The sequence below is a fragment of the Arthrobacter woluwensis genome (assembly GCF_900105345.1).
In the GTDB taxonomy this organism is placed as follows: Bacteria; Actinomycetota; Actinomycetes; order Actinomycetales; family Micrococcaceae; genus Arthrobacter_E; species Arthrobacter_E woluwensis.
On the sequence record NZ_FNSN01000003.1, the window covers coordinates 3051799 to 3076270 of the forward strand.

Below are 24472 nucleotides of genomic sequence, written 5' to 3' on the forward strand. Positions count from 1 at the left end.
CCCGTCATCCAGCGGCCAGTCAGCGGGGTTCTTTGTGGCAGTTGATCAAGAGGAGTTCTCACGTGTCCAGCACCAATAGCGCATCCGCCGCGTGGCTGACCCAGGAAGCCTACGACCGTCTCAAGGCTGAGCTGGAGCACCTGTCCGGACCGGGCCGAGCCGAGATCGTTCAGAAGATCGAGGCCGCCCGCCAGGAAGGCGATCTGAAGGAGAATGGCGGCTACCATGCCGCCAAGGAGGAGCAGGGCAAGATCGAGGCCCGCATCCGCCAGCTGACCGTCCTGCTCCGTGACGCCCAGGTGGGCGCGGCACCCGCCGACGACGGCGTCGTCGAGCCCGGCATGCTGGTGGTCGCGAAGATCGCCGGCGACGAGGAGACGTTCCTCCTCGGTTCCCGCGAGATCGCGGGCAGCTCCGACATCGACGTCTTCAGCGAGAAGTCGCCCCTGGGCTCGGCCATCATCGGCCACAAGGAGGGCGACACCCTCTCCTACACCGCGCCGAACGGCAAGGAGATCTCGGTCGAGATCCTCTCCGCCAAGCCGTTCACCGGCTGATCTCCCCCGTTCTCTTCTTCGCGAGGGAACAGCTGAGGCCCCTACCCGGCGCGGGTGGGGGCCTCACCTGTTCCCTCGTGGTGTTTCCCCCCATCGATTGCTCCGTAGATGTCGTTTTGAGCGTCCAAAACGACCCCTACGGAGCAGTCGATGAGGAGGGTGGGGAGCTGGGCCTAGAAGTGCACCACGATCGGTTGGAAGCCCTCGGCCCGCAGCGCGTTGAGCACCACCTCGGAGTGTTCGTGGCCCTTGGTCTCCAGGTCCACCGTGATGGACACGTCGCCCATGCTGATGGAGCCGCCCACGCGGGTGTGGTCCACGCCGGTGACGTTCGCGTCGTGCTCGGCGATGATGCGGGAGATGGTGGCCAGGGAGCCGGGACGGTCGTCCAGGAGGATCCGCACCGTCAGGAAGCGGCCCGCCGCGTACAGACCGCGCTGGATCACCTTGAGCATGAGCATCGGGTCGATGTTGCCGCCGGACAGGACGACGGCCACCTTGCCCGGATTCTCGATCCGGCCTTCCATGAGTGCCGCGACACCCACGGCGCCGGCCGGCTCGACCACCATCTTGGCGCGTTCCAGCAGGAAGATGAGCGCACGGGCGAGGGCGTCCTCGCTGACCGTGACCACGTCGTCCACGAGTTCGCGGATGATGCTGAACGGCAGCTGCCCGGGACGGCCCACGGCGATGCCGTCGGCCATCGTGGACACCTTCTTCAGCGGCACGAGGGCGTCCGCGGCGAGCGACGGCGGGTAGGCGGCGGCGTTCTCCGCCTGCACCCCGATCACCCGGATCTCCCGGCCCAGTTCACGGGCACGCTCCTTGATGGCCACGGAGACGCCGGCCAGGAGGCCACCGCCTCCCACACCCATGATGATCGTGTCCACGTCGGGCACCTGGTCGAGGATCTCGAGGCCGATCGTCCCCTGGCCCGCCACGACGTCCACATTGTCGAACGGGTGCACGAACACCGCCCCGGAGGCTTCCGCGTAACGCTGCGCCTCGGCGAGGGCCTCATCCACGTTGTGACCGTGCAGGATGACCTCGGCGCCGTGCCCACGGGTCGCCGCCAGCTTCGGCAGCGCCACACCGAGCGGCATGTAGATCCGGGCCTTGATCCCGAGGGCCTTGGCCGCGGAGGCGACGCCCTGAGCGTGGTTGCCGGCCGACGCCGCGACGACGCCCCGGGCCTTCTCCTCCGGGCTCAGGCGAGCCATGCGCACGTACGCGCCACGGACCTTGAACGACCCCGCACGCTGCAGGTTCTCGCACTTGAAGACCACGTCGCCACCCACCATCCGGGACAGCGCCCGGGACTTCTCGATGGGCGTGACGGTAATGACGCCGTCGAGCAATTCCTGTGCGCGGACTACGTCCTGGAGCGTGACGGGTAGGGCCTCAGTGGTCATCACTGGCCGCCTCCTTGGAATTGTTCGGTTTCTCTTGCGTCCCCGGCCCGCTCACGGGGGCCGGAAGTTCAGTGCGCTCTTCAGCGGACGACGACGGCGTCTCCCCCGCCGCGGCGTCGATCTCCTCATCGGAGGTGGCCGGCGTCGTCGTGCCGTCCAGGGCGGCGACGGCAGGGTCGTCGTCCCAGCCGCGTCCGGCGATGTAGCGGATGGCGGTGTTCAGCGCGGCCAGGATCGGCACGGCGAACAGGGCGCCGGGGATGCCGGCCAGGAAGGAGCCTGCGGCGACGGCCAGGATGACCCCGACCGGGTGCAGGGAGACGGCCTTGCCCATGACGAGCGGCTGCAGCACATGGCTCTCCAGCTGCTGCACGGCGAGGACGATCGCGAGCATGATGATGGCGTTCACCAGGCCGTTCGCCACGAGGGCCAGGAGGACCGCCACCGCGCCGGTGACGAGGGCGCCGACCACGGGGATGAACGAGCCGAGGAACACCGCCAGGCCGAGGGGCAGGGCCAGGGGCACGCCGATCACGGCGGCGCCGACGCCGATGCCGATCGCGTCGACGGCGGCCACGAACACCTGGATCCGGACGTAGTTGCCGACCGAGATCCAGGCCTTGCTGCCGGCGCCGTAGATGGCCGGGCGGGCCTTCTTCGGGGCCAGGCGAGTGATGAAGCCCCAGATCTGGCGGCCCTCGAGGAGGAAGAAGATCAGGATGAAGAGGGTCAGCAGGAGCCCGGCCGCGATGTGCCCGGCACCGCTGCCCACGCTCAGGGCACCCGTCAGGATGGTGCTGCTCTGGTTCTGCACGGCATCCACGACGTTGCGGATGTAGCCGTCCAGCTGGTCGGCGGTGAGGTGCAGCGGGCCGTCCTGGAGCCACCCCTGGATCTGCTTCAGACCCTCGAGCGCCTGACCCCAGAGTTCCTTGAAGCCCACGGTGGCCTGCCGCCCGACGAAGATCAGCGTGACGGTGATGAGCGCGATCAGGCCGAGCAACGTGAGGGCGACGGACAGACCGCGGTGGATCTTGTGCCTGCTCAGCCAGCCGACCACCGGGTTCAGCAGGGCCGTGAGGAGCGCCGCGAGGAGGAGCGGGATGATCAGGAAGCTGACCTTCGAGAGCAGCCAGATGAGCGCGCCCGTGGCGAGGAGGATGACCCCCACGCGCCAGGACCAGGCCGCGGCGATCCGGATGCCGTACGGGATGTCCTCATCGAGTTCTCTGCCACGCGTCGGACGGGGCACCACTGACTGACCGTTCTTGGCTACACCTGACATGCATCAATCGTGGCGCAGCCTCCCCCCATTTGGAAATCAGGTTCGCATGGCGGGCGGTGCAGGACGCGCACTGAAGGCGACCTGGTCGGTTCAGGGCTTAGGACTCACCGTCACGATGATGACGTGAACCTTCTTGTCATAGTCGAAGCGGAGGTCGTAGATGACCTCCAGGCCCGTCTTATCGCCGGGCGGAAGTGCCGAGTAATGACGGCCCGTGGGGTGGTCGTTCAACCCCCGGATCCATTCCTCGACCCTGGACCGATCGATGCCGTAGCCGGTGACTGCGGCTCGGACCGCGGCGATGTACTCGTCCTTCGATTCCGTGGTCAGGAAGTAACTCAGCTCATCCACGGTGTCCTTGCCGTCGTGGACCAAGGCATTGAGCACATCGGTCCGCGCGGTGATCTCCCCCTGAGGCGCCGCGATCCGCAGGTCCATCTTTCCGGTTCCCCGCAGATCCACCATGGGCGATTGGAGCCCTGGTCCGAGCCCCACCGCGTTGCGGGTCAGGGTCCCTGAAGAGAAATCGAACCGCGCCGAACGGTCTGCCGTGATCTTGGCGATCCCTGCTTGATCCAGAGTCGAATTTCCGAGGACCGGCGTTCCTTGCGAGGAGGAGGTGTGGTCATGGCCGGGGGTGTCGGTCGCGACCCCGCAGGCCGGCAGAACGCCCATGAGGCCGAGTGCCGCAACGGAAGCCAGCGCCGCTCGACGTGCACCGAGTCGACGAGGCCGCGGACGAGCCGGCAGTTCCTGATCGGCCGCCTGCGCCACGTCGGCGCCGTGAATTCCTCCACCCATCGGTGTCCCCCATCCCGAATGGCCGCCCTGGCCATGCTCACATCCTAGGGTCCCTGGAGCGCCGCCGCGATGGGGACGTCTCCCCGGCCCGCCGCACTCACCGGGCGCCTCCGGGGACCTGTCACCAGGAGGCTTCGATCCCCCAGCTCATGCTGAACTCCGCACCCGGCTGGACCCACTGCAGTCCATCGCCGGAGTTGAAGGCGTTGGCCGGGCCGGTCATCGGTTCGACGGCGAGCGCCTTCGCCCGCCCGTCAAACCCTCCCGTGGCGTAGATGTGGACGTAGCCGCACCGGTCGTCCTGCCACAGCGTGACGGATCGGCCATCGGCGCCGCTGAGCGTGGTCCGGGCGCGCCCCTGCTCGTCCCGCTCCAGCCCGGTGTAAGCAGTGTCCGTGTCCAATTCCGCAAGCACGACGCCGGCCCGCAGGTCGGTGCCGCCGCTCACCGGGCGCTCGGCCCGCGGAATGAGGCGCTCGTCGGTCTCCAGCCAGCGGTCCGCGCGGACGGTGAGGGTCAGATCCTCGGCCGAAAGCTCGCCCAGCCGGAGGTACGGGTGAGCGCCGAGCACGACCGGGGCCGCGGCGTCGTCGTCGTTCAGAAGGGTCTGGGTGACGCGCAGCGCGCCGCTCTCCTCGAGTTCGTAGGCCACCCGGTGCCGGACGAGGAACGGGTAACCGTGCTGCGGGAAGACCGTGGCTTCGAGGACCACGCGCTCCCCGCTCTGCTCGACACTGGAGTAGGCCGCATTGCGGAGGAGGCCGTGGCTCGCATTGTTGCGGGAGACCTCGGTGATGTCCAGCTGCTGAGTCGCGCCGTTCAGCGTCCACTTCCCGTCCTCCACCCGGTTGGCCCACGGCGCCAGCGTGATGCCGGAGGCACCGGGCGGGATCTGGTGGTCACCGAAGGTCTCGGTGAGGAGCACGCCGTCCACGGAATAGCTGCGGAGCGCCGCGGCGAGTTCGGTCACGACGGCGACGGCATGCCCGCGCTCGAGGCGGTACTGGGTGCCGCTCGCGCAGCGGACGGCAGGGCTGCTGGATGATTCAGGCATGGCAACACCGTACCGGTCGGAGTCGAGCGGTCAAACGGCTGTCGGCACGTGACGCGATCATTAATGTTCCTTTTTGTTAGAAATTATTCGTTCTTTGCTAGAGTCTGATCAGAGCCCCACAGAGCGGGCGTTGGAAGCGAGGGCAGCCATGACATCGGTGACACGTTCACACCTGGCCGACGGCCGCGAAATCATCTATTTCGACGCCGCTCCGGGCCGCACCGCGGACGTCCCGGACACTCGCGATCTGCCGCAGCGGGACCTCGGCCCGGAAGGGTCCGGCGAGGTGCGCTATGACGCTCTGAGCGGGGAATGGGTGGCCGTCGCCGCGCACCGGCAGACCCGGACACATCTCCCCCCGGCCCACGAATGCCCCATCTGCCCCAGCACCCCCGAACGCGCGACCGAGATCCCCGCCGAGGATTACGAGGTGGTCGCGTTCGAGAACCGCTTCCCGTCCCTCGGCCCGGTCGTGGGCGACATCCCCTCGAGTCCCGGGTGGGGGACGCTCGCGCCGGCCAGCGGACGGTGTGAGGTCGTCACCTTCACCCCGGAGCACAGCGGCTCGTTCGCCGAGCTCCCCTGGGAACGCGCGCGCACCGTCGTGGAGGCGTGGTCCCACCGGACGCGGGAACTCTCGGCGCTCAGCGGTGTCCGCCAGGTGTTCCCCTTCGAAAACCGCGGAGCGGACATCGGCGTCACCCTGCATCATCCCCACGGCCAGATCTACGCCTACCCGTACGTGACGCCGCGCGCCGAGGCCATGGCCCGGACCGCCGTCGAGTACCGCTCCGGCCGGTCCGACGGCGAGACGCTGCTGGAAGGCGTGGTCCGCCGCGAGCGCGGCGACGGCTCCCGCATGGTCCTGGAAGGTGAGCACTTCAGCGCCTACGTGCCGTTCGCCGCCCGGTGGCCACTGGAACTGCACCTGGCCCCGCACCGTCACGTCCCGGACTTCGCCGCACTCACGGGAGCCGAGAAGGACGAGCTGACCACCCTGTACCTGGACCTCCTCGGCCGCATCGACGGCCTCTACGACACCCCCACCCCGTACATCGCCGCCTGGCATCAGGCGCCGCTGCTGCGCGGGTACCGTGAGGCCATGGGCTTCCACCTCCAGCTGACCTCGCCGCGCCGCGCCGCCGACAAGCTGAAGTACCTCGCAGGGTCCGAGGCCGCCATGGGGGCGTTCATCAACGATGTGACCCCGGAATCGGTCGCCGCGCGGCTGCGAGACTCCGTCTCGCCGTACCGTTCCACGGACCCGGCCGCGCCTGTCGCGCCGCTCCTCGTCCCCTCCGCCTCCCCCGAAGGAGCCCGCTCATGACCTCGCAGCACACCGAGGCCACCGGCCGCCAGGAATCCGGCCAGCAGGACATCCTCCAGGCCTTCCGCGACGCGTTCGGCCACGACGCGGACGGCGTGTGGATGGCACCCGGACGGGTCAACCTCATCGGCGAGCACACCGACTACAACGACGGGTTCGTCCTCCCCTTCGCGATCGACCTCAAGGCCAGGGTGGCCGTGCGGACCCTGCCGGAATCCCGCACGGTCCGCCTGCTCTCGGCCCAGGGCGCGGGGACACAGGGCACCGGAACGCAGGGCGCCGCCGACGTGCTCGAGTTCGACCTCGACCGGATCACGCCCGGAGGCGACTACGGCTGGGCGAGCTACCCCCTCGGCGTGGCCTGGGCCCTGGAGCAGTCCGGCGTGGCCGTGTCCGGCTTCGAGCTGTACCTGGACTCCACGGTCCCCCTCGGCTCCGGGCTGTCGTCCTCCCACGCCATCGAATGCGCCACCATCACGGCACTCGCCGAGCTGTCCGGAGCTTCGTTGAGTGCTCAGGATCTGGTGCTCCTGACCCAGCGCGGCGAGAACGACTTCGTCGGCGCGCCCACCGGCATCCTGGACCAGTCGGCCTCCCTGCGCGGAGAGCGCGGCCACGCCGTGTTCCTCGACTGCCGGGACCAGCACGCCGAGCTCATTCCCTTCGACGCGGAAGCCGATGACCTGGTCATGCTCGTCATCGACACGCGCGTGGCGCATTCGCACAGCGACGGCGGGTATGCGAGCCGCCGCGCGGCATGCGAGGCGGGTGCGGCCGCCCTCGGGGTCCCCGCGCTGCGTGACCTCGGCCTGGAGGACCTGCCCCGCGCCGAGGAACTCCTGGACGAGCTGACCTTCCGCAGGGTCCGTCACGTCGTCACGGAGGACGCGCGGGTCCTCGAGACGGTCGGGGTCCTCCGGACCGAGGGCGCCAAGGCCATCGGCCCTCTCCTCGACGCCAGCCACGTCTCGATGCGCGATGACTTCGAGATCTCCTGCCCGGAGCTGGACGTGGCCGTGGACTCCGCACGGGCGGCCGGCGCGATCGGCGCCCGGATGACCGGCGGCGGCTTCGGAGGATCGGCCATCGCGCTCACGCCCCGGGGCCTCGAGGACGAGGTCCGGCAGGCGGTGCTCGGCGCCTTCGCCTCCGCCGGGTTCGGCGAGCCACGGCTCTTCACGGTGACGCCCGCGGACGGCGCGCGCCGCCTCGCCTGACACCTGCGCCCTGTCGGCTGAGTCCGCTATCCGAGGCGTGAGGTCGCTACATCGTGTAGCGAATTCACGCCTCGGATAGCGGACTCGGCAGCGGCGACCTCCCCCGCACGCCCCCCAACCACACGGCTGCCCACAGCACTGCCGGCACACGACGACGGCGCCGCTCCCCTTCCGGGTGAGCGGCGCCGTCGTCGTGCTTCAGCAGAGCCCTGGCCGGGCCTGCGGAGAGGACTAGTCGTTGCCTCTCAGGATGGCGATCAGACGCAGCAGCTCCACGTACAGCCACACCAGGGTGACCGTCAGGCCGAAGGCGGCGGTCCACGAGTACCGTGCGGGGGCGCCGTTGTGGACGCCGGCCTCGATGTTCGTGAAGTCCATGATCAGGGAGAAGGCCGCCAGGATCACGGCGACCACGCCGATGATCAGACCCAGCGGGATGCCGCCGATCGTCATGCCGCGAAGGCCCCACGGATCCTTCACGACGCCGAAGATCATGAGGAAGAAGTTGATGAGGCTGAACGCCGCGTAACCGATCATCGCGATCAGGAAGAAGCGCATCATCTTCGGGGTCGCGCGGACCTTGCCCGAGGTGAAGAGCAGCAGCGTCACGCCGAAGACGGCGAGCGTCGCCAGCACGGCCTGGAGACCGATGCCGGGAAGGCGCATCTCCAGGACCTTGGTGATGCCGCCGAGGAACAGGCCTTCGAAGCCGGCATAGGCCAGGATGAGGGCCGGGACCGGCTCCTTCTTGAACGTGTTGACCATCGCGAGCGCGAAACCGCCCAGCGCGCCCAGGATCATGAGGCCCAGGGCCAGCCCGGGGCTCGTGAACCAGGTGATCGCGGCGCCGACCAGGACGGCCCCGAGGCACAGGAGGGTCTTGACGATCACGTCGTCGAAAGTCATCCGGCCGGTCTGCGCGGGGCCCGCCGAGGGCTGCGAGTACATCTGCTGGAGCTGCTCGGCGGAGAGCTGCTGCTGACCGTACTGGGGCTGGCCGTACTGCGGCTGACCCGGCTGGGCGTAGCCCGTCTGGGCATAACCATTCTGACCCGGGGCCTGCTGGCCGTACGGGTTCATCATGTTCGGGGGTGGCGGCGCCTGCAGCGCGCCACGGAAATTCTTGCCGTTGAAGATCGGGTTGCCTCCGGCAGCCATCTCTCATCCCTCCTGGACGTTCAATGCGAGTTGTTCCAAGCTATCAACTCCAACGACCCACCGGCGGAAAAGTTCCCGGCACATTCTCAGCTTGCCCGGAATGCGCCCGTGGCTAGACTGGAGAATGAGGCCCTGACCGGCCTGCGGACGAGGGAGCAGTACCCGCACAGGACAAGACTGACTCAGAAAGAGCCTTGTCATGGCATGGATCGTTTTGATCATCTCCGGGGTCCTGGAGGCGGTGTGGGCCTCGGCCCTCGCGGCGTCCCAGGGATTCCGCAAGTGGAAACCGGCGGCTCTGTTCGTCATCACCTCGGCGGCCAGCATGATCGGCCTCGCGTACGCGATGCGGGAATTGCCCGTCGGCACGGCGTATGCCGTGTGGGTCGGGATCGGCGCGTGCCTCACGGCCGTCTGGGCCATGATCACCCGGCAGGAGAAGGCCACCGTGGCGCGGATCGCGCTGCTGGCACTCCTGGTCGGCAGTGTCGTCGGCCTGAAGGCGGTGAGCTGAATGCCCTGGATCGTTCTGCTGGCCAGCGCCCTCATGGAGGCCGTCTGGGCCACCGCGCTCGGCCTGTCCCACGGCTTCACCGAGATCGGCCCGACCATCGTCTTCGCCATCGGCCTCGTGCTGAGCATGATCGGCCTCGGCTGGGCCGCCAAACACATCCCCATGGGCACCGCGTACGCGGTGTGGACCGGCGTCGGCGCGGCACTGACCGTCGGCTACGCCATGGCGACGGGGGCCGAGAGCGCCAGCCCGCTGAAGCTCCTCTTCATCGCGGGGATCATCGCTGCGGTGGGCGGACTCAAGCTGCTGCCGTCCAGTTCCCCCGGCAAGCACTGACTCACCCGGCCATCACCGAGCCTCAATGATCGGTGGCGGGCTGCCGCCGTTCACGCAGCAACACCGCCACCGCCATGCCGACGACGGCGCCCAGCAGCGTCTCCACCGCACGGTCGGTGAGCACGGGGACGGGATCGCCCGGGTTGGACAGCAGCGTCACCAACAGGACCACCGGGGTCAGGAACGCCTGCGCGAGCCCGTAGTTGCGGCGCATGAAGAGCTCCGACGGGAACTGCAGGAGCGGGATCAGCAGCACCAGCATCATCGTGGACGGCTGCGGCCAGAGGATCAGCGCCGTGAGCCCGATGCCCACGAGGGTTCCCACGATCCGGTGCACACCGCGTTTCAGGCGGGCACTCAGCGCCCCCGCGGCCAGAGGGATCGCGGCTGACGCCATGGCCCAGTACGGATGCCCCCAGCCACTGGCGATGCCGGCCGCCCCCGCGACGCCGACCGCCACGAAGTACCGCAGCGCCTGCCGCAGGATGACGCCGTCGCGCCAGGGGCTGGAGACCCGGAGACGCCGTTCCCCGGCGGCCGCGTCCGGCGCCAGCCGCCAGACCACGAGACTCAGGGCCAGGCTCACCGCCGACGACGCCCCTCCCACGACGAACGGAACCCAGAGCGGCATCGGATGGGTGACGGAGGCGGAGGCGCCGAGGGCGAACAAGGCCCAGAACGGCCCCACGGGATTGAGCTTCGCGGCGTCCGCCACCACCGATCCGAGTGCGGCGAAACACGTCTCCACCAGGACCAGGACGGGGGTGGGGGCATGCAGATGGGCCAGCACGGTGCCGATCAGGACGGCGGAGACCAGCAGGGCGGACGCCTCCAGCTGATGGACCACCCGCCACAGATGAGGTTCGCCCCGGCCGTACATGCTGGTGAAGGCGCCGAACACGGCATAGATCGACCATTCGGGATGGCCGATCATCAGAAGCGTGACCATGGGGATCGCCACACTGAGCGCCACGCGAACCGCGGCGACTCCGTGGTTCCCGGCCGGCCCTGTGGCGAAGAATCCGCGACCCGTGCTGAGGAGTGCGCCCACCAAAGCCTTTCCTGGTGAGGCTGCTTCGCCAGGTCACACCCCGGCTGCGGCAGCCCCGCCGTCTTCCTGGGGATCCTCACGGATCCCCTCAGGGAAATCCTAGGTCCCCTCCGGGCGGCGGGCGAACCGGCCCGTCATGAACCGGCCCGCCACGAGGCGGCGATCAGGCGCTCGCGCGCGACACGTCGTGGAGCGCCGCGACCAGCGCCGACAGTTCCTGGTGCTCTCCGGCGTCGTTCAGGATGCGTTCGAGCGCTTCGTCATGGACCGGCTTCGCCCTCTCGTACAGCTCGCGGCCCGCGGCCGTGAGCTCGGTGTAGATCCCCCGGCGGTCATCCGCGCAGAGGATGCGGGTCAGCAGGCCGCGGTCCTCCAGCCGGGTCACGAGGCGCGTGGTGGCACTGGCGCTGAGAGCCGTGGCACGGGCGAGCTGCTGCATGCGCATGTGCCAGCCATCCTGGCGGCTCAGTGCGTCGAGCACGGTGTATTCGACCACGGAGAGCTTCACCTCGTCGCTGAGGGCGCGCTCCAGCCCGGCCTCGATCACACCGTGCAGTGCGGCGAGGGTGCGCCAGCCCTGGGCGCGCACTTCGACGGCGTCGTCGTCAATGCTCATGGGGACCTCCTGAAGGCTCGGCTTGCATCGCTTGCTTGCGTGTGCAACTATTGCACCTGCAAGTGAAATAACCAGCGCTTGCAACTAAATCCAGTCTAGCAGGAGTGTTCACCACCATGCCTATCGGTCTTCTCGCGCTCTCCGTCGGCGCCTTCGGGATCGGGCTGACCGAGTTCGTCATCATGGGGCTGCTGCCCGAGGTCGCCACCGACTTCGGCGTCTCCGAAGCAACCGCCGGATGGCTGATCTCCGGATACGCCCTCGCCGTCACCGTCGGCGCATTACTTCTCACCGCCGCCACCACCCGGCTCCCCCGCAAGCCCGTGCTGCTCGGGCTCCTTATCCTCTTCATCGTCGGCAACACGCTCTCCGCGATCGCCCCGAGCTACGGGGTCATGCTGACCGGCCGCATCCTCGCGGCCCTCTGCCACGGCGCGTTCTTCGGCATCGGCGCAGTGGTCGCCTCAGGTCTCGTGGCACCCGCCAAGAAGGCCCAGGCCGTGGCCATCATGTTCACCGGTCTGACCGCCGCCAATGTGCTCGGCGTGCCCTTCGGGACGCTGCTGGGCCAGCAGTTCGGCTGGCGCTCGACCTTCTGGGTCATCTCGGCCACCGGCGTCGTCGCCTTCATCGGCATCGCCTTCCTGGTTCCGGCGCTGCATCAGGACGGCAAGGCGCCCAGCCTGCGGCACGAGCTCACCGCGTTCCGCAGCGGACAGGTCTGGCTCTCGCTCCTCGTCACGATCCTCGCCTATGGCGGCATGTTCGGCGCCTTCACCTACATGGCCTACACGCTCACCGGGATCTCCGGCTATCCGAGCAGCGCCGTGCCGTGGCTGCTGATGCTCTCCGGCGCCGGCCTGTTCGTCGGCAACTGGATCGGCGGCAAGCTCGCCGACCGTGACATCGACAAGACGCTGATCTTCTTCGTGGCCGGCCTGCTCGTGACCCTGGTGCTCTTCGGGCTCCTCGCCTCGATCCCGTGGGTCGCCGCCGTCGCGCTGTTCGTCATGGGCGGTTTCGGCTTCGGCACGGTCCCCGGACTGCAGTCCCGCATCATGCACTACGCGGGCGGCGCGCCCACCCTGGCGTCCGGCGCGAACATCGGCGCCTTCAACGTGGGCAACGCCCTCGGCGCCTGGGCCGGCGGTCTGGCGATCTCCGCCGGGCTCGGCTACGCCTCCCCCGTCTGGACCGGCGCACTGGTCACCGTCCCGGCTCTGATCATCATGATCATCGCCGCCCTGAAAGCCCGGCGGGAACAGCCCGCCACCCCCTCCACCGAATCCGAGCAGGCTCCGGCCACCGCCTGAGCCCGCCGAACCATCCCACTCCCAGGAGGACGACACGATGACCACCATCCCCACCATCACCCTGAACAACGCCATCGAGATGCCGCAGCTCGGCTTCGGCGTGTTCCAGGTCCCGGACGCGGAGACGACGGCGGCCGTCGCCGAAGCGCTCAAGGCCGGCTACCGCAGCATCGACACCGCGGCCATCTACGGCAACGAGCGCGGCGTCGGACAGGCGATCGCCGACTCCGGCATCGACCGCGGCGAGCTGTTCATCACCAGCAAGGTGTGGAACGCGGACCAGGGCTTCGAGGAGACCCTCGCCGCGTACGACGCCAGCCTGGAGAAGCTCGGCCTGGACTACCTCGACCTGTACCTGATCCACTGGCCGGCCCCGGCGAACGGCCGCTTCATCGACACGTGGAAGGCCCTCGAGAAGCTCTACGCCGATGGCCGCGTCCGGGCGATCGGCGTCTCGAACTTCGAGCCGGATCAGATGGAACAGCTCCTCGCCGAGGCCACGGTCGTCCCCGTGGTGAACCAGGTGGAGCTGCACCCCGCCCTGCAGAACCGCGCGGTCCAGGCCTTCGGCGCCGAGCACGGCATCGCCACCGAGGCCTGGAGCCCGCTGGCCCAGGGCGCGGCGCTGCAGGACCCGTCCGTGCTGGCGATCGCGGAGGCCCACGGCCGCACCCCCGCCCAGGTGATCCTGCGCTGGCACCTCCAGCAGGGCCGCATCGTGATCCCGAAGTCCGTCACGCCGTCGCGCATCGCGGAGAACCTGGACGTCTTCGGTTTCGAGCTGAGCGCCGACGAACTCAGCGCGATCGACGCCCTGGAGAAGGACGGCCGCACCGGTCCCCACCCGGCGACCTTCAACGGCTGATCCCTGACGTGAACCCTCCCGGGAGGCGGCGATGAACTTCGCCGCCTCCCGCGCGGGGTTAAGGCTCGGGTACCTCATCCGCCTGGAGCGCTCCGCGAACGGCATAGCGGTGCAGGGTGACACCCGCTTCAAAGGAGGCCTGTTCCAGCAGCTCGAGTTCCAGCGGTTCGTCCACCTGGTCGAACAGCGGGCGCCCGCGGCCCAGGATCGCCGGGTGGGTGAACAGCATGACCTCGTCCAGAAGGTGCGCGTTCAGTAGCTGGGTGGCCAGGGTCGCTCCGCCGACGCCGATGTCGCCGCTCTCCTCCGCCCTCAGCGCGGCCAGTTGAGCGATGGCGTCGTCACCGCCGATGATGCGGGTGTTGTAGTCGGCGCTCGTGCGGGTCCGGGAGACGAGCACCTTGGGGACGTCCGTCCAGATCTCGCCGTACTCCCGCATGAAGTCGGGCAGGGAGGAATCGGTCCGGGCCTTCGGCCAGAACGATTCCATGGTCTCGTAGATGACCCGGCCGGAGACGTCCATGCTGAGCTCGCGGGCCCGCGCATTGAACTCACGATGCAGCGACTCGCCGATGCGCATCCAGTCGCCGCCGCCCTCCTCCCCCGGCTCCGCCTCGATCATCAGGTCCAGCGAGACATTCATCCAGTACACGAAACGGGCGGCCATGCCCTCACCTCCGGAAGTTCGGACGGTTTGCGCCGACGACGCGGCGACGGGATGGACTCACTGTACTGCGGTGTATTGGTGCCCCAACAGGGACTCGAACCCTGACTGAGCGGATTTTAAGTCCGCTGCCTCTGCCAATTGGGCTATTGGGGCGCGCATCCATCCTATCCGTGCCACGGCGGTGCCCCGCCGTCGTCGCACTTGCGTGCTCAGTTGTTGCGGGTTCCGAAGCCACACACCCGCAACAACTGAGCACGCAAGCCGGGGAGCCAGGAAGAACCCTGGAAACGACGACGGCGCCGCCCACCATCACGGTGAGCGGCGCCGTCGAGCGCTGGCAAGCGGCAGCCGGGCCTCCTCGCGGAGGCCGAGGACTTACTTGGCGGCCGGTTCAGCCGGCTTCGGGGCCGGACGAGCGGCGGCCTCGAACGCGCCACGCGGGTTGTCCAGATCCACCAGCTGGGTGGCGTCGCGGCCTGCGAACAGGCTCAGGAACCAGCCACCGACCACGCGGAACTTGCGCTCGAACGTCGGCATCGCCATGCCGTGGTAACCACGGTGGGCGAGCCAGGCCGGCCAGCCCTTGAGGCCGATGCGGCCGAGCAGGTTGATGTTCGCGACACCCTTCCAGGAGCCGAAACCGGCCACGGCGCCGAGGTTCTTGTGCTTGTAGTCGTGCATCGGCTTGTCCCAGCGGGAGGCCCACAGGTTCTTCGCGAGAACCTTGGCCTGGCGCAGTGCGTGCTGGGCGTTCGGCACGCAGGTGCCGTCCGGCAGGCCCTTGCCCGTGAGGTCCGGAACGGCGGCGACGTCACCGGCGGCCCAGGCGTTCTCGATGATGCCCTCGTCACCGGCGATGCGGAGATCCGGCAGCACGCGGACGCGGCCACGCGGCTCGAGCGGGAAGTCGGTGGACCGGACCATCGGGTTGGCCTGCACACCGGCGGCCCAGATGAGGGTGTCCGCGGCGAATTCCCCGGCCGGGGACTTGTCCGCCATGTTGATGAGCTTGAGCTTGTCCTCGGCGTCGGCCAGGGACGTGTTCAGGAGCACCTCGATGCCGCGGCTGCGCAGGTGCTCGACGACCCACTCGGCCTGCTCGGCGGTGACCTCGGGCATGATGCGGCCCATGGCTTCGACCAGCACGAAGCGGATCTCGCTCTGGTCGACGCGGGGGTTGTCACGGACGGCCTGACGGGCCATGTCCTCGAGCTCGGTGATCGCCTCGATACCGGCGAAGCCGCCACCGACGACCACGAAGGTCAGAGCGGCCTTGCGCTTCTCGGGGTCGGTCATGGTGGAGGCCAGCTCGATCTTGTTGAGGACCTGGTTGCGCAGCGCAACGGCCTCTTCGATGGTCTTCAGGCCGATGCCCTTGTCCGCCAGACCCGGGATCGGGAAGGTGCGGGTGATGGCGCCGGCGGCCAGCACGACGTCGAAGTACGGGATCTCGAACGGGGCGCCGCCGTCCGCGGGGGCCACGACGGCCTTGCGGTTGGCGTGATCGATCGCGGTGACGCGGCCCTGGATGAGCTCGGTCTCCTTGAGGTGCTGACGGTGCGAGACCACGGCGTGGCGTGCCTCGATGTTGCCGCCGGCCACCTCGGGAAGGAACGGCTGGTAGGTCATGTAGGGAAGCGGATCGACGACGGTGACGATGCCGCCGGCCTTCGCGATCTTCTTCTGGAGCTTGAGCGCTACGTACAGTCCGACGTAGCCGCCGCCGACGACGAGAACGCGCGGGCGGTCCTGCAATTGGGGAGCAAGGGGCTGCTGAGTGATTGCCATACCCTCAGGATAGCGCAGTTTGTGAAAACATTCACATAGTGTGAACGCGGCTGATCAGCCCCCTGCCGGCGGGCCTCCGGGCGTCTTCTCCGAGAGGTCTTCCCGGCCCGGAGCCGCGTCAGCTGACGGCGACGGCTCGGGGGCGGACGGTTCGGCAGGAGCTGAGGCGGCCGCCTCCCCTGTCGCAGCGTCCGACGGCGGCGATCCGGCGCCGTCGTTCTCCCGCCGGCTCACCGACCGGACATGCAGCACCGCCGCCACCAGCATCGCCAGAAGCAGGGCCGAGAATCCGAGGACGAGAGTGGCGGGCAGCGCCGAGTCCAGACCGTCCGCACCCTGCGCCACCGGGGGCGCCGGATCCGACACGGCCGGCTGGGGCATGAGGTTGCCGGAGCCCGCCGGGGGCTTCCGCGTCGGCTCACCGCCGCGCCGATGCACCCGGATCCACTCCGAGATGCTGCCGAGCGGATTGCTCTGCGCCTCGGGCACGGTGGCGGTCAGCGCCTTCTCGGCGTCCAGGATGCCGAAGCCGTACAGAGGGTCACGGCCGGGCTCGCCGACGTCCTTCGCCGTGGTGACGATCCGGTTGATGACCTGTTTGGCGCTCATGTCCGGGTACTTCGACCGGATGAGGGCCGCCACACCCGCCACGATCGGCGCCGCACCGGACGTCCCGCTCCAGGTCGCGTAGCCGCCACCGGGGAGGGCGCCTTCCAGTTCCTCGGCGGGCGCCGCCACCGCGATGCTGATGCCCTGCGACGACGAGTCCTGGCTGGCGATGTTCTTCCGGTCGAGTCCTGCGACGGTCACGACGCCGGGGATCGTCGCGGGAGCACCCACCTGGATGTTGCCGCTCCCCCGGTTGCCGGCGGCCGCGACCACGACGACGTCCTTCTGCTCCGCGTAGAGGAACGCCGCGTCCCAGCTCTGGGGCCAGTCCGGGGACGAGCTGCCCAGGGAGATGTTGATGACCTTCGCGCCGTGATCCACGGCCCAGCGGACGGCCTCGGGGATCTGATCCTCATCCGACTTGCCCGCCGGATTGGGCGAGCCGAGCCACGTGGAAACGGAGAGGAGCTGCGCTTCGGGGGCCACGCCCACCATGCCGTCCGGCCCGGCGCCCATGCTCTGCACGGTGGGTGCGGGAGGCTTGGAGGACGTCGGTGACGGGGACGCCTTCGGCCGGGTGCCGTGCCCCCGGCCCGCCAGGAGACTCGCCACCAGGGTGCCGTGCTCCGGCTTGGCGCCGATGCTCTTGGTGCCCTGCGGGTTCCCGGCTCCGGAGACATCGGTCCCCTCGACGACGGAACCCTTCAGATCCGGGTGGGCCGTGTCGATGCCGGAGTCGATGATCGCGACCTTGACCCCGGCCCCACGGCTCTCCTTCCAGGCCTTGGTGACGCCGTAACCGTCCAGCCAGTACTCGCCGGACCGGATGCTGTCCGCCTGGGCGGGGGCCGCCAGGGAGAGTGATGCCGCGATGGTCAGCACCAGCGCCGTCGACAGGATCCGGACACACCGGCCCCGTCCTCGTGCGCGGTGCGCGTCTTGTGCCCTCATGTGCTCCCGTCGTTCCGTCTCGGGGTCCAGCCAGTCACTCCCGCAACCGGCCGTCCCGGGCGAAGCCCCTCAGGCGATGCTGAGGGCGATTCCGTCCAGAATATCGTGTTCGCTGGTCACGGCCTCCTGGAGGCGCCCCTGGCTGAGGTCCTCGAGCCGGCCGAGCACGGTCCGCCACACCAGGGCTCCGGCGCCGATCACGTCCACCCGGCCGGGGTGCATGAACCCGAGAGCGGCGCGCTCGTCGCGCGTCATCGACAGCAGGCTGTCGCACGCGCGGCGCAAATCGGCGAAGCTCAGATGCACGCCGTGGATGCGGCTGGAGTCGTACCGCTCCAGGCCCAGCGCGTGGGCCGTGATGGTGGTGATGGAACCCGCCACTCCGACGACGGCGCTCGCGCGGCCGAGCGGGACGGTCTCGAGCACGAGGTCGAGGGCCGCGTTCACATCGGCTTCCGCGGAGGCGATCTCTTCGGCGGTGGGAGGGTCGCTGCGGAGGTGGCGCTCCGTGAGCCGCACGCAGCCGACGTCGACGCTGCGGGCCGCCCGCACGCCGTCGTCGTCGCCCAGGACGAATTCGGTGCTGCCGCCGCCCAGGTCGACCACGAGCGTCAGTTCCTCGCCGCGGGGAGGCAGGACGCTCGCGGCGCCCGCGAAGGACAGCGAAGCCTCCTCGTCTCCGCTGATGACCTCGAGATCCACGCCGAGACGCTCCCGGATGCCGTCCACGAACGTCTGGCGGTTCCGGGCGTCGCGGCTCGCCGACGTGGCGACGAAGCGGATGTCGGCCGGGGTGAGAGCGACGGAGCCGTCCTCAGTGGAATCGCCCGCGGGGGCGGGGTTCTCCGCGATCAAGCGGGCGTACTCCTCGGCAGCGGCGAAGGTGCGCTCCAGCGCTTCCGGGGCGAACTCACCGGTCTTGTCCACGTCCTGGCCCAGTCGCACGACGCGCATCTCCCGGACCACGTCCTCCAGACGGCCCTTGGCGTCGCGGTCGGCCACCAGGAGACGGATCGAGTTGGTGCCGCAGTCGATCGCCGCGACGCGGCGCGTGGTGGAACGGCGCGGCGCGGGACGGCCGACCAGATCGGGGCGGCCCTGCGGGCCGTGGCGGCTGAGGTCCTTGGCGGGAGCCTGCCCGCTCGTGTCCCAGGCGCCGTCGCACGAGCAGCGGTCCATGGTCCACCACTCGGCGATGCCTTCGATCGCCTCGTCCCCCAGGACGTTGACGCCCGGGCCGGCGGCGAGCGAGTGGCCCACCAGGACGTGGAGACACTTCACGCGTTCGGGCATGCCACCGGCGGAGATCCCGTCGATCTCCGGGACCTCGCCGACCCCGCTGATGCGGCCGATCTCGCGACGCGCCGCCAGGTAGGCCTCGTGCGCGGCTCGGTGGGAGGCGGCCAGCTCGGGATCCGAGGCGAGCCGTTCGTTCATCTCGTTCATCCGGCCGGTCGCCTCGAGACGGGAGACGGCGGAGGTGATCACGGGGTGCGTCAGGTAGAAGGTGGTGGGGAACGGCGTGCCGTTGCCGAGCCGCGGCGCCGTCGCCGCCACGAGCGGGTTGCCGCAGACGCAGCGCGCGGAGATCTCCACGACGTCGCGGACGGGACGGCCCAGCTGGCGGCTCAGCGTGTCCAGGTCCTGTTCGGTGACCGTGCGGTCCTCGCCGCCCGTGGGCTGGTGGGCCGTTGCGCTCATCTTCACTTTCCTCACTGCGACGGTTCGACCTGCGGCTCCGGCCCCAGGGACGTCGTGTTACTTGGTGGCTTCCCGGACGGAGTCCAGGAACTTCTGGGTCCAGGGGGTGTCCCCCGGCACGGGAGCGGTGGTCCCCTCCGGAGCGCTGACCCCGGCGGTGCCGCCTTCCTTCCCGAAGACCCAGTACCCGATCTCACCGGGCATCACCATGTTAATGCGGTCGCGGGCCTGCTGCTGGACGTAGGCCGGATCGTGCCAGCGGACGATCTGCTTCTTCAGCTCGTCCTGGTCCGCCTGCTTGGTCCGGATGTCCTCTTGCAGCTGCGCGATCTGCTGGCGCTGATCCCACCAGTTCTTCACCGTGGGAGCCAGGAGAACGGTGATCGCGAGCATGACCAGCCCCAGTGCCAGCAGGCGGCCGGAGAACGCCCGGGCGGGAACCGGAGTGGGTTCCGCGGCGGCTTTGCCCGCTCCCGGAGCCTTGGACGACGACGCCGGGCCGGCCGCCTTGGCGGACGTGCCTCCGGAGGCTCCCCCGGCCTGCTTCGGCCTGGCCGAGCCGGACGCGTCACCGCTCGCCGGTTTCGACGTGGTGGACGCCGCCCCCGAACCGTTCTTCTCCCGGGCCTTCGCCGTGAAATCCGCGACGGTGCGTTCGGCTTCGACCCGCTGCCCGGTGCCGTTTTGGCCTGTGCCCTGCTGCCCTGCCGTGCGGGCGCCGTGCGAGCGGGACTCCTCGGAACCTGACGCGCCCGCCCGGGAAGCCGGCTTGCGCGTCGCGGAGGAACCGCCGTCGAGCAGCGTCGCGCGCGGAACCTTGGGGCGGCGGGTGGCCACGGTGATCACCTCGGAAGTTCGGTCGGGAGTGGGGTCGGCAGGACGGTCATCCGCCGGGGGTTAAACGCCGGAACGGCGGTCATGGTTCCTCAACCATAACCGCCGTTCCGCACAGCGTCCGGGCTTTAGCCCTTGAAACGCGGGAAGGCGGCGCGGCCGGCGTAGACGGCGGCGTCGGCGAGCTCCTCCTCGATGCGCAGGAGCTGGTTGTACTTGGCGACGCGCTCGGAGCGGGCCGGGGCGCCGGTCTTGATCTGGCCGGCGTTGGTGGCGACGGCGATGTCCGCGATCGTCGTGTCCTCGGTCTCGCCGGAGCGGTGGGAGGTGATCGTGGTGTAGCCGGAGCGCTGGGCCAGGGAGACGGCGTCCAGGGTCTCGGTCAGGGAACCGATCTGGTTGACCTTGACGAGCAGGGAGTTGGCCGTGCCCTTCTCGATGCCCTCGCGGAGGCGCTTCGGGTTGGTGACGAACAGGTCGTCGCCCACCAGCTGAACCTTGTCACCGAGGGTGTCGGTGAGGTGCTTCCAGCCGTCCCAGTCGTTCTCGTCCAGCGGGTCCTCGATGGAGACCAGCGGGTAGGCGTCGACGAGCTCCGCGTAGTAGGCGCTCATCTCCTCGCCGGAGAGCTGCTTGCCCTCGAACTGGTAGGCGCCGTCCTGGTAGAACTCGGAGGAGGCGACGTCCAGGGCCAGGGCGATGTCCTTGCCCGGGGTGTAGCCGGCCTTGACGATGGCTTCCTGGATCAGGTCCAGTGCCGCACGGTTGCTCGGCAGGTTCGGGGCGAAGCCGCCCTCGTCGCCGAGGCCGGTAGACAGGCCCTTCTCCTTGAGCACGGACTTGAGGTGGTGGTAGACCTCGACGCCCCAGCGGAGGCCCTCGGAGAAGGTCTCGGCGCCGAGCGGGACGATCATGAATTCCTGGATGTCCACATCGGAGTCGGCGTGGGAGCCACCGTTGAGGATGTTCATGAGCGGCACGGGCAGCACGTGGGCGTTCGGGCCACCCAGGTACTTGTACAGCGGGAGGTCGGCGGACGCGGCGGCGGCGTTGGCGACGGCCAGGGAGACACCCAGGATCGCGTTGGCGCCGAGCTTGCCCTTGTTCGGGGTGCCGTCCAGTTCGATCATGGCGGCGTCGATGCTGCGCTGGTCCGTGGCGTCGAAGCCCTCCAGTGCCGGGCCGATCTGCTCGATCGCGGCGTCGACGGCCAGCTGGACGCCCTTGCCGAGGTAACGGCCCTTGTCGCCGTCGCGCAGTTCCACGGCTTCGTGCTCGCCGGTGGAGGCGCCGGAGGGAACCGCGGCGCGGCCCAGGGAGCCATCGCTCAGGAGGACTTCAACTTCAACGGTCGGATTGCCACGGGAATCGAGGATCTCGCGGGCGTGGATGGCATCAATGAGCGCCATGGAAAAGCTCCTGTTCTTCAGCTGACGTATCACCGTGTGACACATCGCTCACTCAGTCGTGGATGGGCCGTGCGGTGCAGGACGGCCTCGTCCCGCCACAAGCCTAGCGCAGGGGTTCGGCGCATTCCTCCCGGGGTGGGACTTTTAACGTCGCCATCGCGCGGTGTTAAGAGCGGGGCTGAGAACCGCCCCCGCCAGGCTCCCGGCGGCGCAGTGCCGCGCGCAGCGAGCGCTCGGCGTCGAGCCCCCGCTCCTGGGCGTCCGCGACCAGCGCGAGAAGCGCCTCACCGAGACTCTCCTCGTCCTCGCAGCGCACCGGCGACGCCGACGGCGGAGGCTGCAGCGCACCGCCGTCGCGCCGGGCGCGGGAGAGCAGTTTGGCCGCACGCGCCAGGGCGGGCAGGGACGCAGGCACCCCTTCGAAGACGGACTCACGCTGGGGTTTCTCCGCCCGTTTCACGGCGTCCCAGCGGGCTTCGATCTCCTCCACGGTGGCCGGGAAACTGTCCCGGAGGCTGCCGTCCGGGTGGAAGACGTGGGGATTGCGCCGCACCAGTTTGAGGCGGAGGCCCTCGGCGACGTCGGAGAAGGCGAAGCGGCCGTCCTCCTCGGCGATCCGCGCGTGCAGCACCACCTGCAGGAGCACGTCGCCGAGCTCCTGGGCCAGCTCCTCGGGGTCCGCCGTGCCGTCCTCGACGGTCTCGACCACCTCGTGGGCCTCCTCGATCAGGTACTCGAGGAGGCTTTCATGCGTGAGGGCGCGGGTCCACGGGCAGTGGGTGCGGAGGGCCGCGATGCAGTCGAGGAGCCTCTCGGTCCTCTCCCCCGCACCCACTGTCGTCTCCATGGTCCCCTCCGGTCCTCAGGCGAGGTTGGCGTACGCCTCGTTGATGTACTCAACCAGGGCTTCCTTCTCCTCGAGCGGGAGGAAGGCGGCCTCGGCGGCGTTGAGGGTCAGCTCGAGCAGATCGTCCAGGTCGTAGTCGAACGTCTCGACCAGGAGGTTGAACTCGTCCGTCAGCGTGACGCCGCTCATGAGGCGGTTGTCCGTGTTGATGGTGACGTTGAAGCCCGTCTGGTAGAGCATGTCGATCGGGTGTGCGGAGATGTCGTCGCCGAACGACGCGATCGCGCCGGTCTGCAGATTGGACGACGGGCACACCTCGAGGGCGATGCCGCGGTCGCGGACCCAGGCGGCGAGGGTGCCGAAGGACACCATGCCGATCTGCTCGCCGTCGTCGTCGGCTTCGAAGTCGACCGTGACGTCCTCCGCGATCCGGACGCCGTGGCCCAGGCGCAGCGCACGGCCGTCGACCAGGGCGGACTGGATGCTGGCCAGGCCGTCGGCCTCACCGGCGTGGACGGTGGCCGGGAAGTTGTTCTCGGCGAGGTAGGTGAAGGCGTCGCGGAAGCGCGAGGCCGGGAAACCCAGCTCGGCGCCGGCGATGTCGAAGCCGACGGCGCCCTTGTCGCGGTGGCGGACGGCGAGTTCGGCGATCTCCTGGCCACGGTCGGCGTGGCGCATGGCGGTGATCAGCTGACCCACCTGGATCTCGCGGCCGGACTCCTCGACGGCGGCCATGCCGGCTTCGAGGCCTTCCTGCACGGCCTCGACGACCTCGTCCAGGGTGAGGCCCTTCTGCAGGTGCTGTTCCGGAGCCCAGCGCACCTCGCCGTAAACGACGCCGTCGTCGGCCAGGTCCTCGACGAACTCCTTCGCCACGCGGATCAGGCCTTCACGGGTCTGCATCACGGCGATGGTGTGGTCGAAGGTCTCGAGGTAACGGACCAGCGAGCCGGAGTCCGCGGAGTCGCGGAACCACTGGCCCAGGGCGACCGGGTCGGTCGAGGGAAGGTCGTGCCCGACGGCGGCGGCGAGCTCGATGATGGTCGCGGGACGCAGCCCTCCGTCCAGGTGATCGTGGAGGGAGACCTTGGGCAGGTCCCTCAGGTCGAAGTCGGGGGCGGTTGCGGAATCATTGAGCGCTTCAGTCACGGTGCTAAGCGTAGTCGGCGAGGGGTCCCCATGCGAGGGACGAGCGTGGGGAGCCGACTGCGCGGTAGTCGGCTGGGGGTCCCCAAGCGAGGGCCCATGCTGGGCCCCTGGCGCCGAGGGACCCGCTGTGAGCGAAGCGAACAGTGGGAGGCGCCAGGGAGGGACGAGCGTGGGGAGTCGACTACGCGGTAGTCGGCTGGGTCCACGGCGGCGAGGGCCCCGCCCTTCCCCTCGCCACACCCCCTTGTTAGCGTGAAGGCATGGCCGACCTCGACCCACGGCTCGTCGAGCTGTACGACATCGACAATCCGGATGGCCCGGACCACGACTACTACCGTTCCCTCGTGGACCATGCCGGCGCACGTGCGGTGCTGGACCTCGGCTGCGGCACCGGCATCCTCACGGTCACCTTCGCCGCACCCGGCCGGCGGGTGGTCGGCGTCGACCCCTCTCCTGCGATGCTGCACTTCGCGAAAAGACGGCGCGGCGCCGAACAGGTCGACTGGATCCTCGGCGACAGCCGATCGATCCCGCCCGGCGCACACGACGTCGCCATCCTGAGCGGGAACGTCGCCCAGCACATCCCGGACGGGGCCTGGGAACGCACCCTGGCGGACCTCCACGCCTCGCTCCGGCCCGGCGGGCTGCTCGCCTTCGAGAGCCGCAATCCCTCCGACCGTGCGTGGGAGGGCTGGGCCTCGGCAGCCCCGACGGAACGGGACACTCCCCACGGCAGGCTCCAGGAGTCGTTCGAGCTCCTGGACCAGAACATCGACGAGACGGGTGAGGGAACGATCGCCCTCCGTGCCCGGAATCTCCTGGACGGCGAGGACTTGTCCCACGACTTCACCCTCGCCTTCCGCGCCGAAGCCACCCTCGTCGAGCAGCTCGACCGCGCGGGCTTCGACGTCCGGGCCGTCTGGGGCGATTGGGACCGCACTCCCGTCCGCGAGAACTCCCGCCTCCTCGTCATCGAGGCGATCCGCCGCTGAATGGCCGGGTGGCTGCCTC

The 24472-nt window shown here is 69.4% G+C and carries 23 protein-coding genes, 1 tRNA gene, 1 pseudogene and 1 riboswitch; of the genes and pseudogenes, 8 read left to right on the forward strand and 17 right to left on the reverse strand.

Annotation, left to right across the window (positions count from 1 at the left end):
* Positions 1–62: 62 nt before the first annotated feature.
* Positions 63–557, forward strand: a complete 495-nt coding sequence (gene greA / locus BLV63_RS14450) for a transcription elongation factor GreA (RefSeq protein WP_066214527.1) — start codon at positions 63–65, stop codon at positions 555–557.
* 173 nt (positions 558–730) lie between these two features.
* Here the strand turns inward: greA and ilvA are convergent, their stop codons facing one another.
* From ilvA to BLV63_RS14470, 4 genes are all read right to left on the reverse strand, one after another.
* Positions 731–1969 carry a threonine ammonia-lyase gene (ilvA, locus tag BLV63_RS14455; protein WP_373277847.1) on the reverse strand — a complete coding sequence of 413 codons (1239 nt, stop codon included), beginning with the start codon at positions 1967–1969 and terminating at the stop codon, positions 731–733.
* Positions 1959–3254 carry an AI-2E family transporter gene (locus BLV63_RS14460; protein ID WP_082724162.1) on the reverse strand — a complete coding sequence of 432 codons (1296 nt, stop codon included), beginning with the start codon at positions 3252–3254 and terminating at the stop codon, positions 1959–1961. Before BLV63_RS14460 ends, ilvA begins: the two co-directional genes overlap by 11 nt.
* 90 nt (positions 3255–3344) lie before the next feature.
* Positions 3345–3929, reverse strand: a complete 585-nt coding sequence (locus BLV63_RS14465) for a hypothetical protein (RefSeq protein ID WP_066214523.1) — start codon at positions 3927–3929, stop codon at positions 3345–3347.
* Positions 3930–4176: 247 nt separating this feature from the next.
* Complete coding sequence (locus BLV63_RS14470) at positions 4177–5109, reverse strand: aldose 1-epimerase family protein (protein ID WP_066214521.1); 933 nt, start codon at positions 5107–5109, stop codon at positions 4177–4179.
* 148 nt (positions 5110–5257) lie between these two features.
* Between BLV63_RS14470 and galT the strand changes: the two genes are divergently transcribed.
* Positions 5258–6436: a galactose-1-phosphate uridylyltransferase gene (gene galT / locus BLV63_RS14475; RefSeq protein WP_066214519.1), complete on the forward strand. Its 1179-nt coding sequence runs from the start codon at positions 5258–5260 to the stop codon at positions 6434–6436.
* Positions 6433–7653 (forward strand): galactokinase, encoded by a 1221-nt coding sequence (galK, locus tag BLV63_RS14480; RefSeq protein ID WP_066214518.1) that lies wholly within the window; start codon positions 6433–6435, stop codon positions 7651–7653. The genes galT and galK overlap by 4 nt, the downstream gene beginning before the upstream one ends.
* A gap of 231 nt (positions 7654–7884) precedes the next feature.
* Here the strand turns inward: galK and BLV63_RS14485 are convergent, their stop codons facing one another.
* The gene (locus BLV63_RS14485) at positions 7885–8811 is read right to left on the reverse strand and encodes a Bax inhibitor-1/YccA family protein (protein WP_066214516.1); all 927 of its coding nucleotides are present in this window, start codon (positions 8809–8811) and stop codon (positions 7885–7887) included.
* 123 nt (positions 8812–8934) lie between these two features.
* Positions 8935–8998, forward strand: a riboswitch (guanidine-III (ykkC-III) riboswitch).
* A 12-nt stretch (positions 8999–9010) separates the two neighbouring features.
* Here BLV63_RS14485 and BLV63_RS14490 point away from each other — a divergent pair.
* Together BLV63_RS14490 and BLV63_RS14495 are read left to right on the forward strand one after the other, a co-directional pair.
* The gene (locus BLV63_RS14490; RefSeq protein WP_066214514.1) at positions 9011–9325 is read left to right on the forward strand and encodes a DMT family transporter; all 315 of its coding nucleotides are present in this window, start codon (positions 9011–9013) and stop codon (positions 9323–9325) included.
* Entirely contained in the window at positions 9326–9661 is a 336-nt protein-coding gene (locus BLV63_RS14495; RefSeq protein ID WP_066214512.1) for a DMT family transporter, read from the forward strand.
* Positions 9662–9683: 22 nt separating this feature from the next.
* On the opposite strand, the gene BLV63_RS14500 is transcribed toward BLV63_RS14495, so the two are convergent.
* Both BLV63_RS14500 and BLV63_RS14505 read right to left on the reverse strand, forming a co-directional pair.
* Complete coding sequence (locus BLV63_RS14500) at positions 9684–10712, reverse strand: FUSC family protein (RefSeq protein ID WP_083369906.1); 1029 nt, start codon at positions 10710–10712, stop codon at positions 9684–9686.
* Between the two features lie 163 nt (positions 10713–10875).
* On the reverse strand, positions 10876–11328 hold the full coding sequence (locus BLV63_RS14505; protein ID WP_066214507.1) for a MarR family winged helix-turn-helix transcriptional regulator: 453 nt from the start codon (positions 11326–11328) through the stop codon (positions 10876–10878).
* A 116-nt stretch (positions 11329–11444) separates the two neighbouring features.
* On the opposite strand from BLV63_RS14505, the gene BLV63_RS14510 reads away from it, so the two are divergent.
* On the forward strand, positions 11445–12641 hold the full coding sequence (locus BLV63_RS14510; protein WP_066214505.1) for an MFS transporter: 1197 nt from the start codon (positions 11445–11447) through the stop codon (positions 12639–12641).
* A 37-nt stretch (positions 12642–12678) separates the two neighbouring features.
* Entirely contained in the window at positions 12679–13506 is an 828-nt protein-coding gene (locus tag BLV63_RS14515; RefSeq protein WP_066214504.1) for an aldo/keto reductase, read from the forward strand.
* Positions 13507–13564: 58 nt separating this feature from the next.
* On the opposite strand, the gene BLV63_RS14520 is transcribed toward BLV63_RS14515, so the two are convergent.
* The 10 genes and pseudogenes from BLV63_RS14520 to BLV63_RS14560 form a co-directional block, all read right to left on the reverse strand.
* Positions 13565–14173, reverse strand: a complete 609-nt coding sequence (locus BLV63_RS14520) for a dihydrofolate reductase family protein (protein ID WP_066214501.1) — start codon at positions 14171–14173, stop codon at positions 13565–13567.
* Between the two features lie 76 nt (positions 14174–14249).
* A tRNA-Leu gene (locus tag BLV63_RS14525) sits at positions 14250–14326 on the reverse strand.
* A gap of 222 nt (positions 14327–14548) precedes the next feature.
* Entirely contained in the window at positions 14549–15961 is a 1413-nt protein-coding gene (locus BLV63_RS14530) for an NAD(P)/FAD-dependent oxidoreductase (RefSeq protein ID WP_066214499.1), read from the reverse strand.
* A 54-nt stretch (positions 15962–16015) separates the two neighbouring features.
* Positions 16016–17521, reverse strand: coding sequence for a S8 family peptidase (locus BLV63_RS14535; protein ID WP_082724161.1), 1506 nt, complete (start codon positions 17519–17521; stop codon positions 16016–16018).
* A 69-nt stretch (positions 17522–17590) separates the two neighbouring features.
* Entirely contained in the window at positions 17591–18607 is a 1017-nt protein-coding gene (locus tag BLV63_RS19125) for a Ppx/GppA phosphatase family protein (RefSeq protein ID WP_254780610.1), read from the reverse strand.
* Between the two features lie 177 nt (positions 18608–18784).
* Positions 18785–19222, reverse strand: a pseudogene (locus BLV63_RS19130) (DUF501 domain-containing protein); the annotation flags it as partial.
* A gap of 57 nt (positions 19223–19279) precedes the next feature.
* Complete coding sequence (locus tag BLV63_RS18965) at positions 19280–20059, reverse strand: FtsB family cell division protein (protein ID WP_074784594.1); 780 nt, start codon at positions 20057–20059, stop codon at positions 19280–19282.
* Between the two features lie 125 nt (positions 20060–20184).
* Entirely contained in the window at positions 20185–21465 is a 1281-nt protein-coding gene (eno, locus tag BLV63_RS14550; RefSeq protein ID WP_066214492.1) for a phosphopyruvate hydratase, read from the reverse strand.
* 166 nt (positions 21466–21631) lie between these two features.
* Positions 21632–22312 (reverse strand): MazG nucleotide pyrophosphohydrolase domain-containing protein, encoded by a 681-nt coding sequence (locus tag BLV63_RS14555; RefSeq protein WP_066214490.1) that lies wholly within the window; start codon positions 22310–22312, stop codon positions 21632–21634.
* Positions 22313–22327: 15 nt separating this feature from the next.
* Positions 22328–23461 carry an adenosine deaminase gene (locus BLV63_RS14560; protein WP_066214488.1) on the reverse strand — a complete coding sequence of 378 codons (1134 nt, stop codon included), beginning with the start codon at positions 23459–23461 and terminating at the stop codon, positions 22328–22330.
* 260 nt (positions 23462–23721) lie between these two features.
* On the opposite strand from BLV63_RS14560, the gene BLV63_RS14565 reads away from it, so the two are divergent.
* Complete coding sequence (locus BLV63_RS14565) at positions 23722–24453, forward strand: class I SAM-dependent methyltransferase (RefSeq protein WP_066214487.1); 732 nt, start codon at positions 23722–23724, stop codon at positions 24451–24453.
* Positions 24454–24472: the final 19 nt, after the last annotated feature.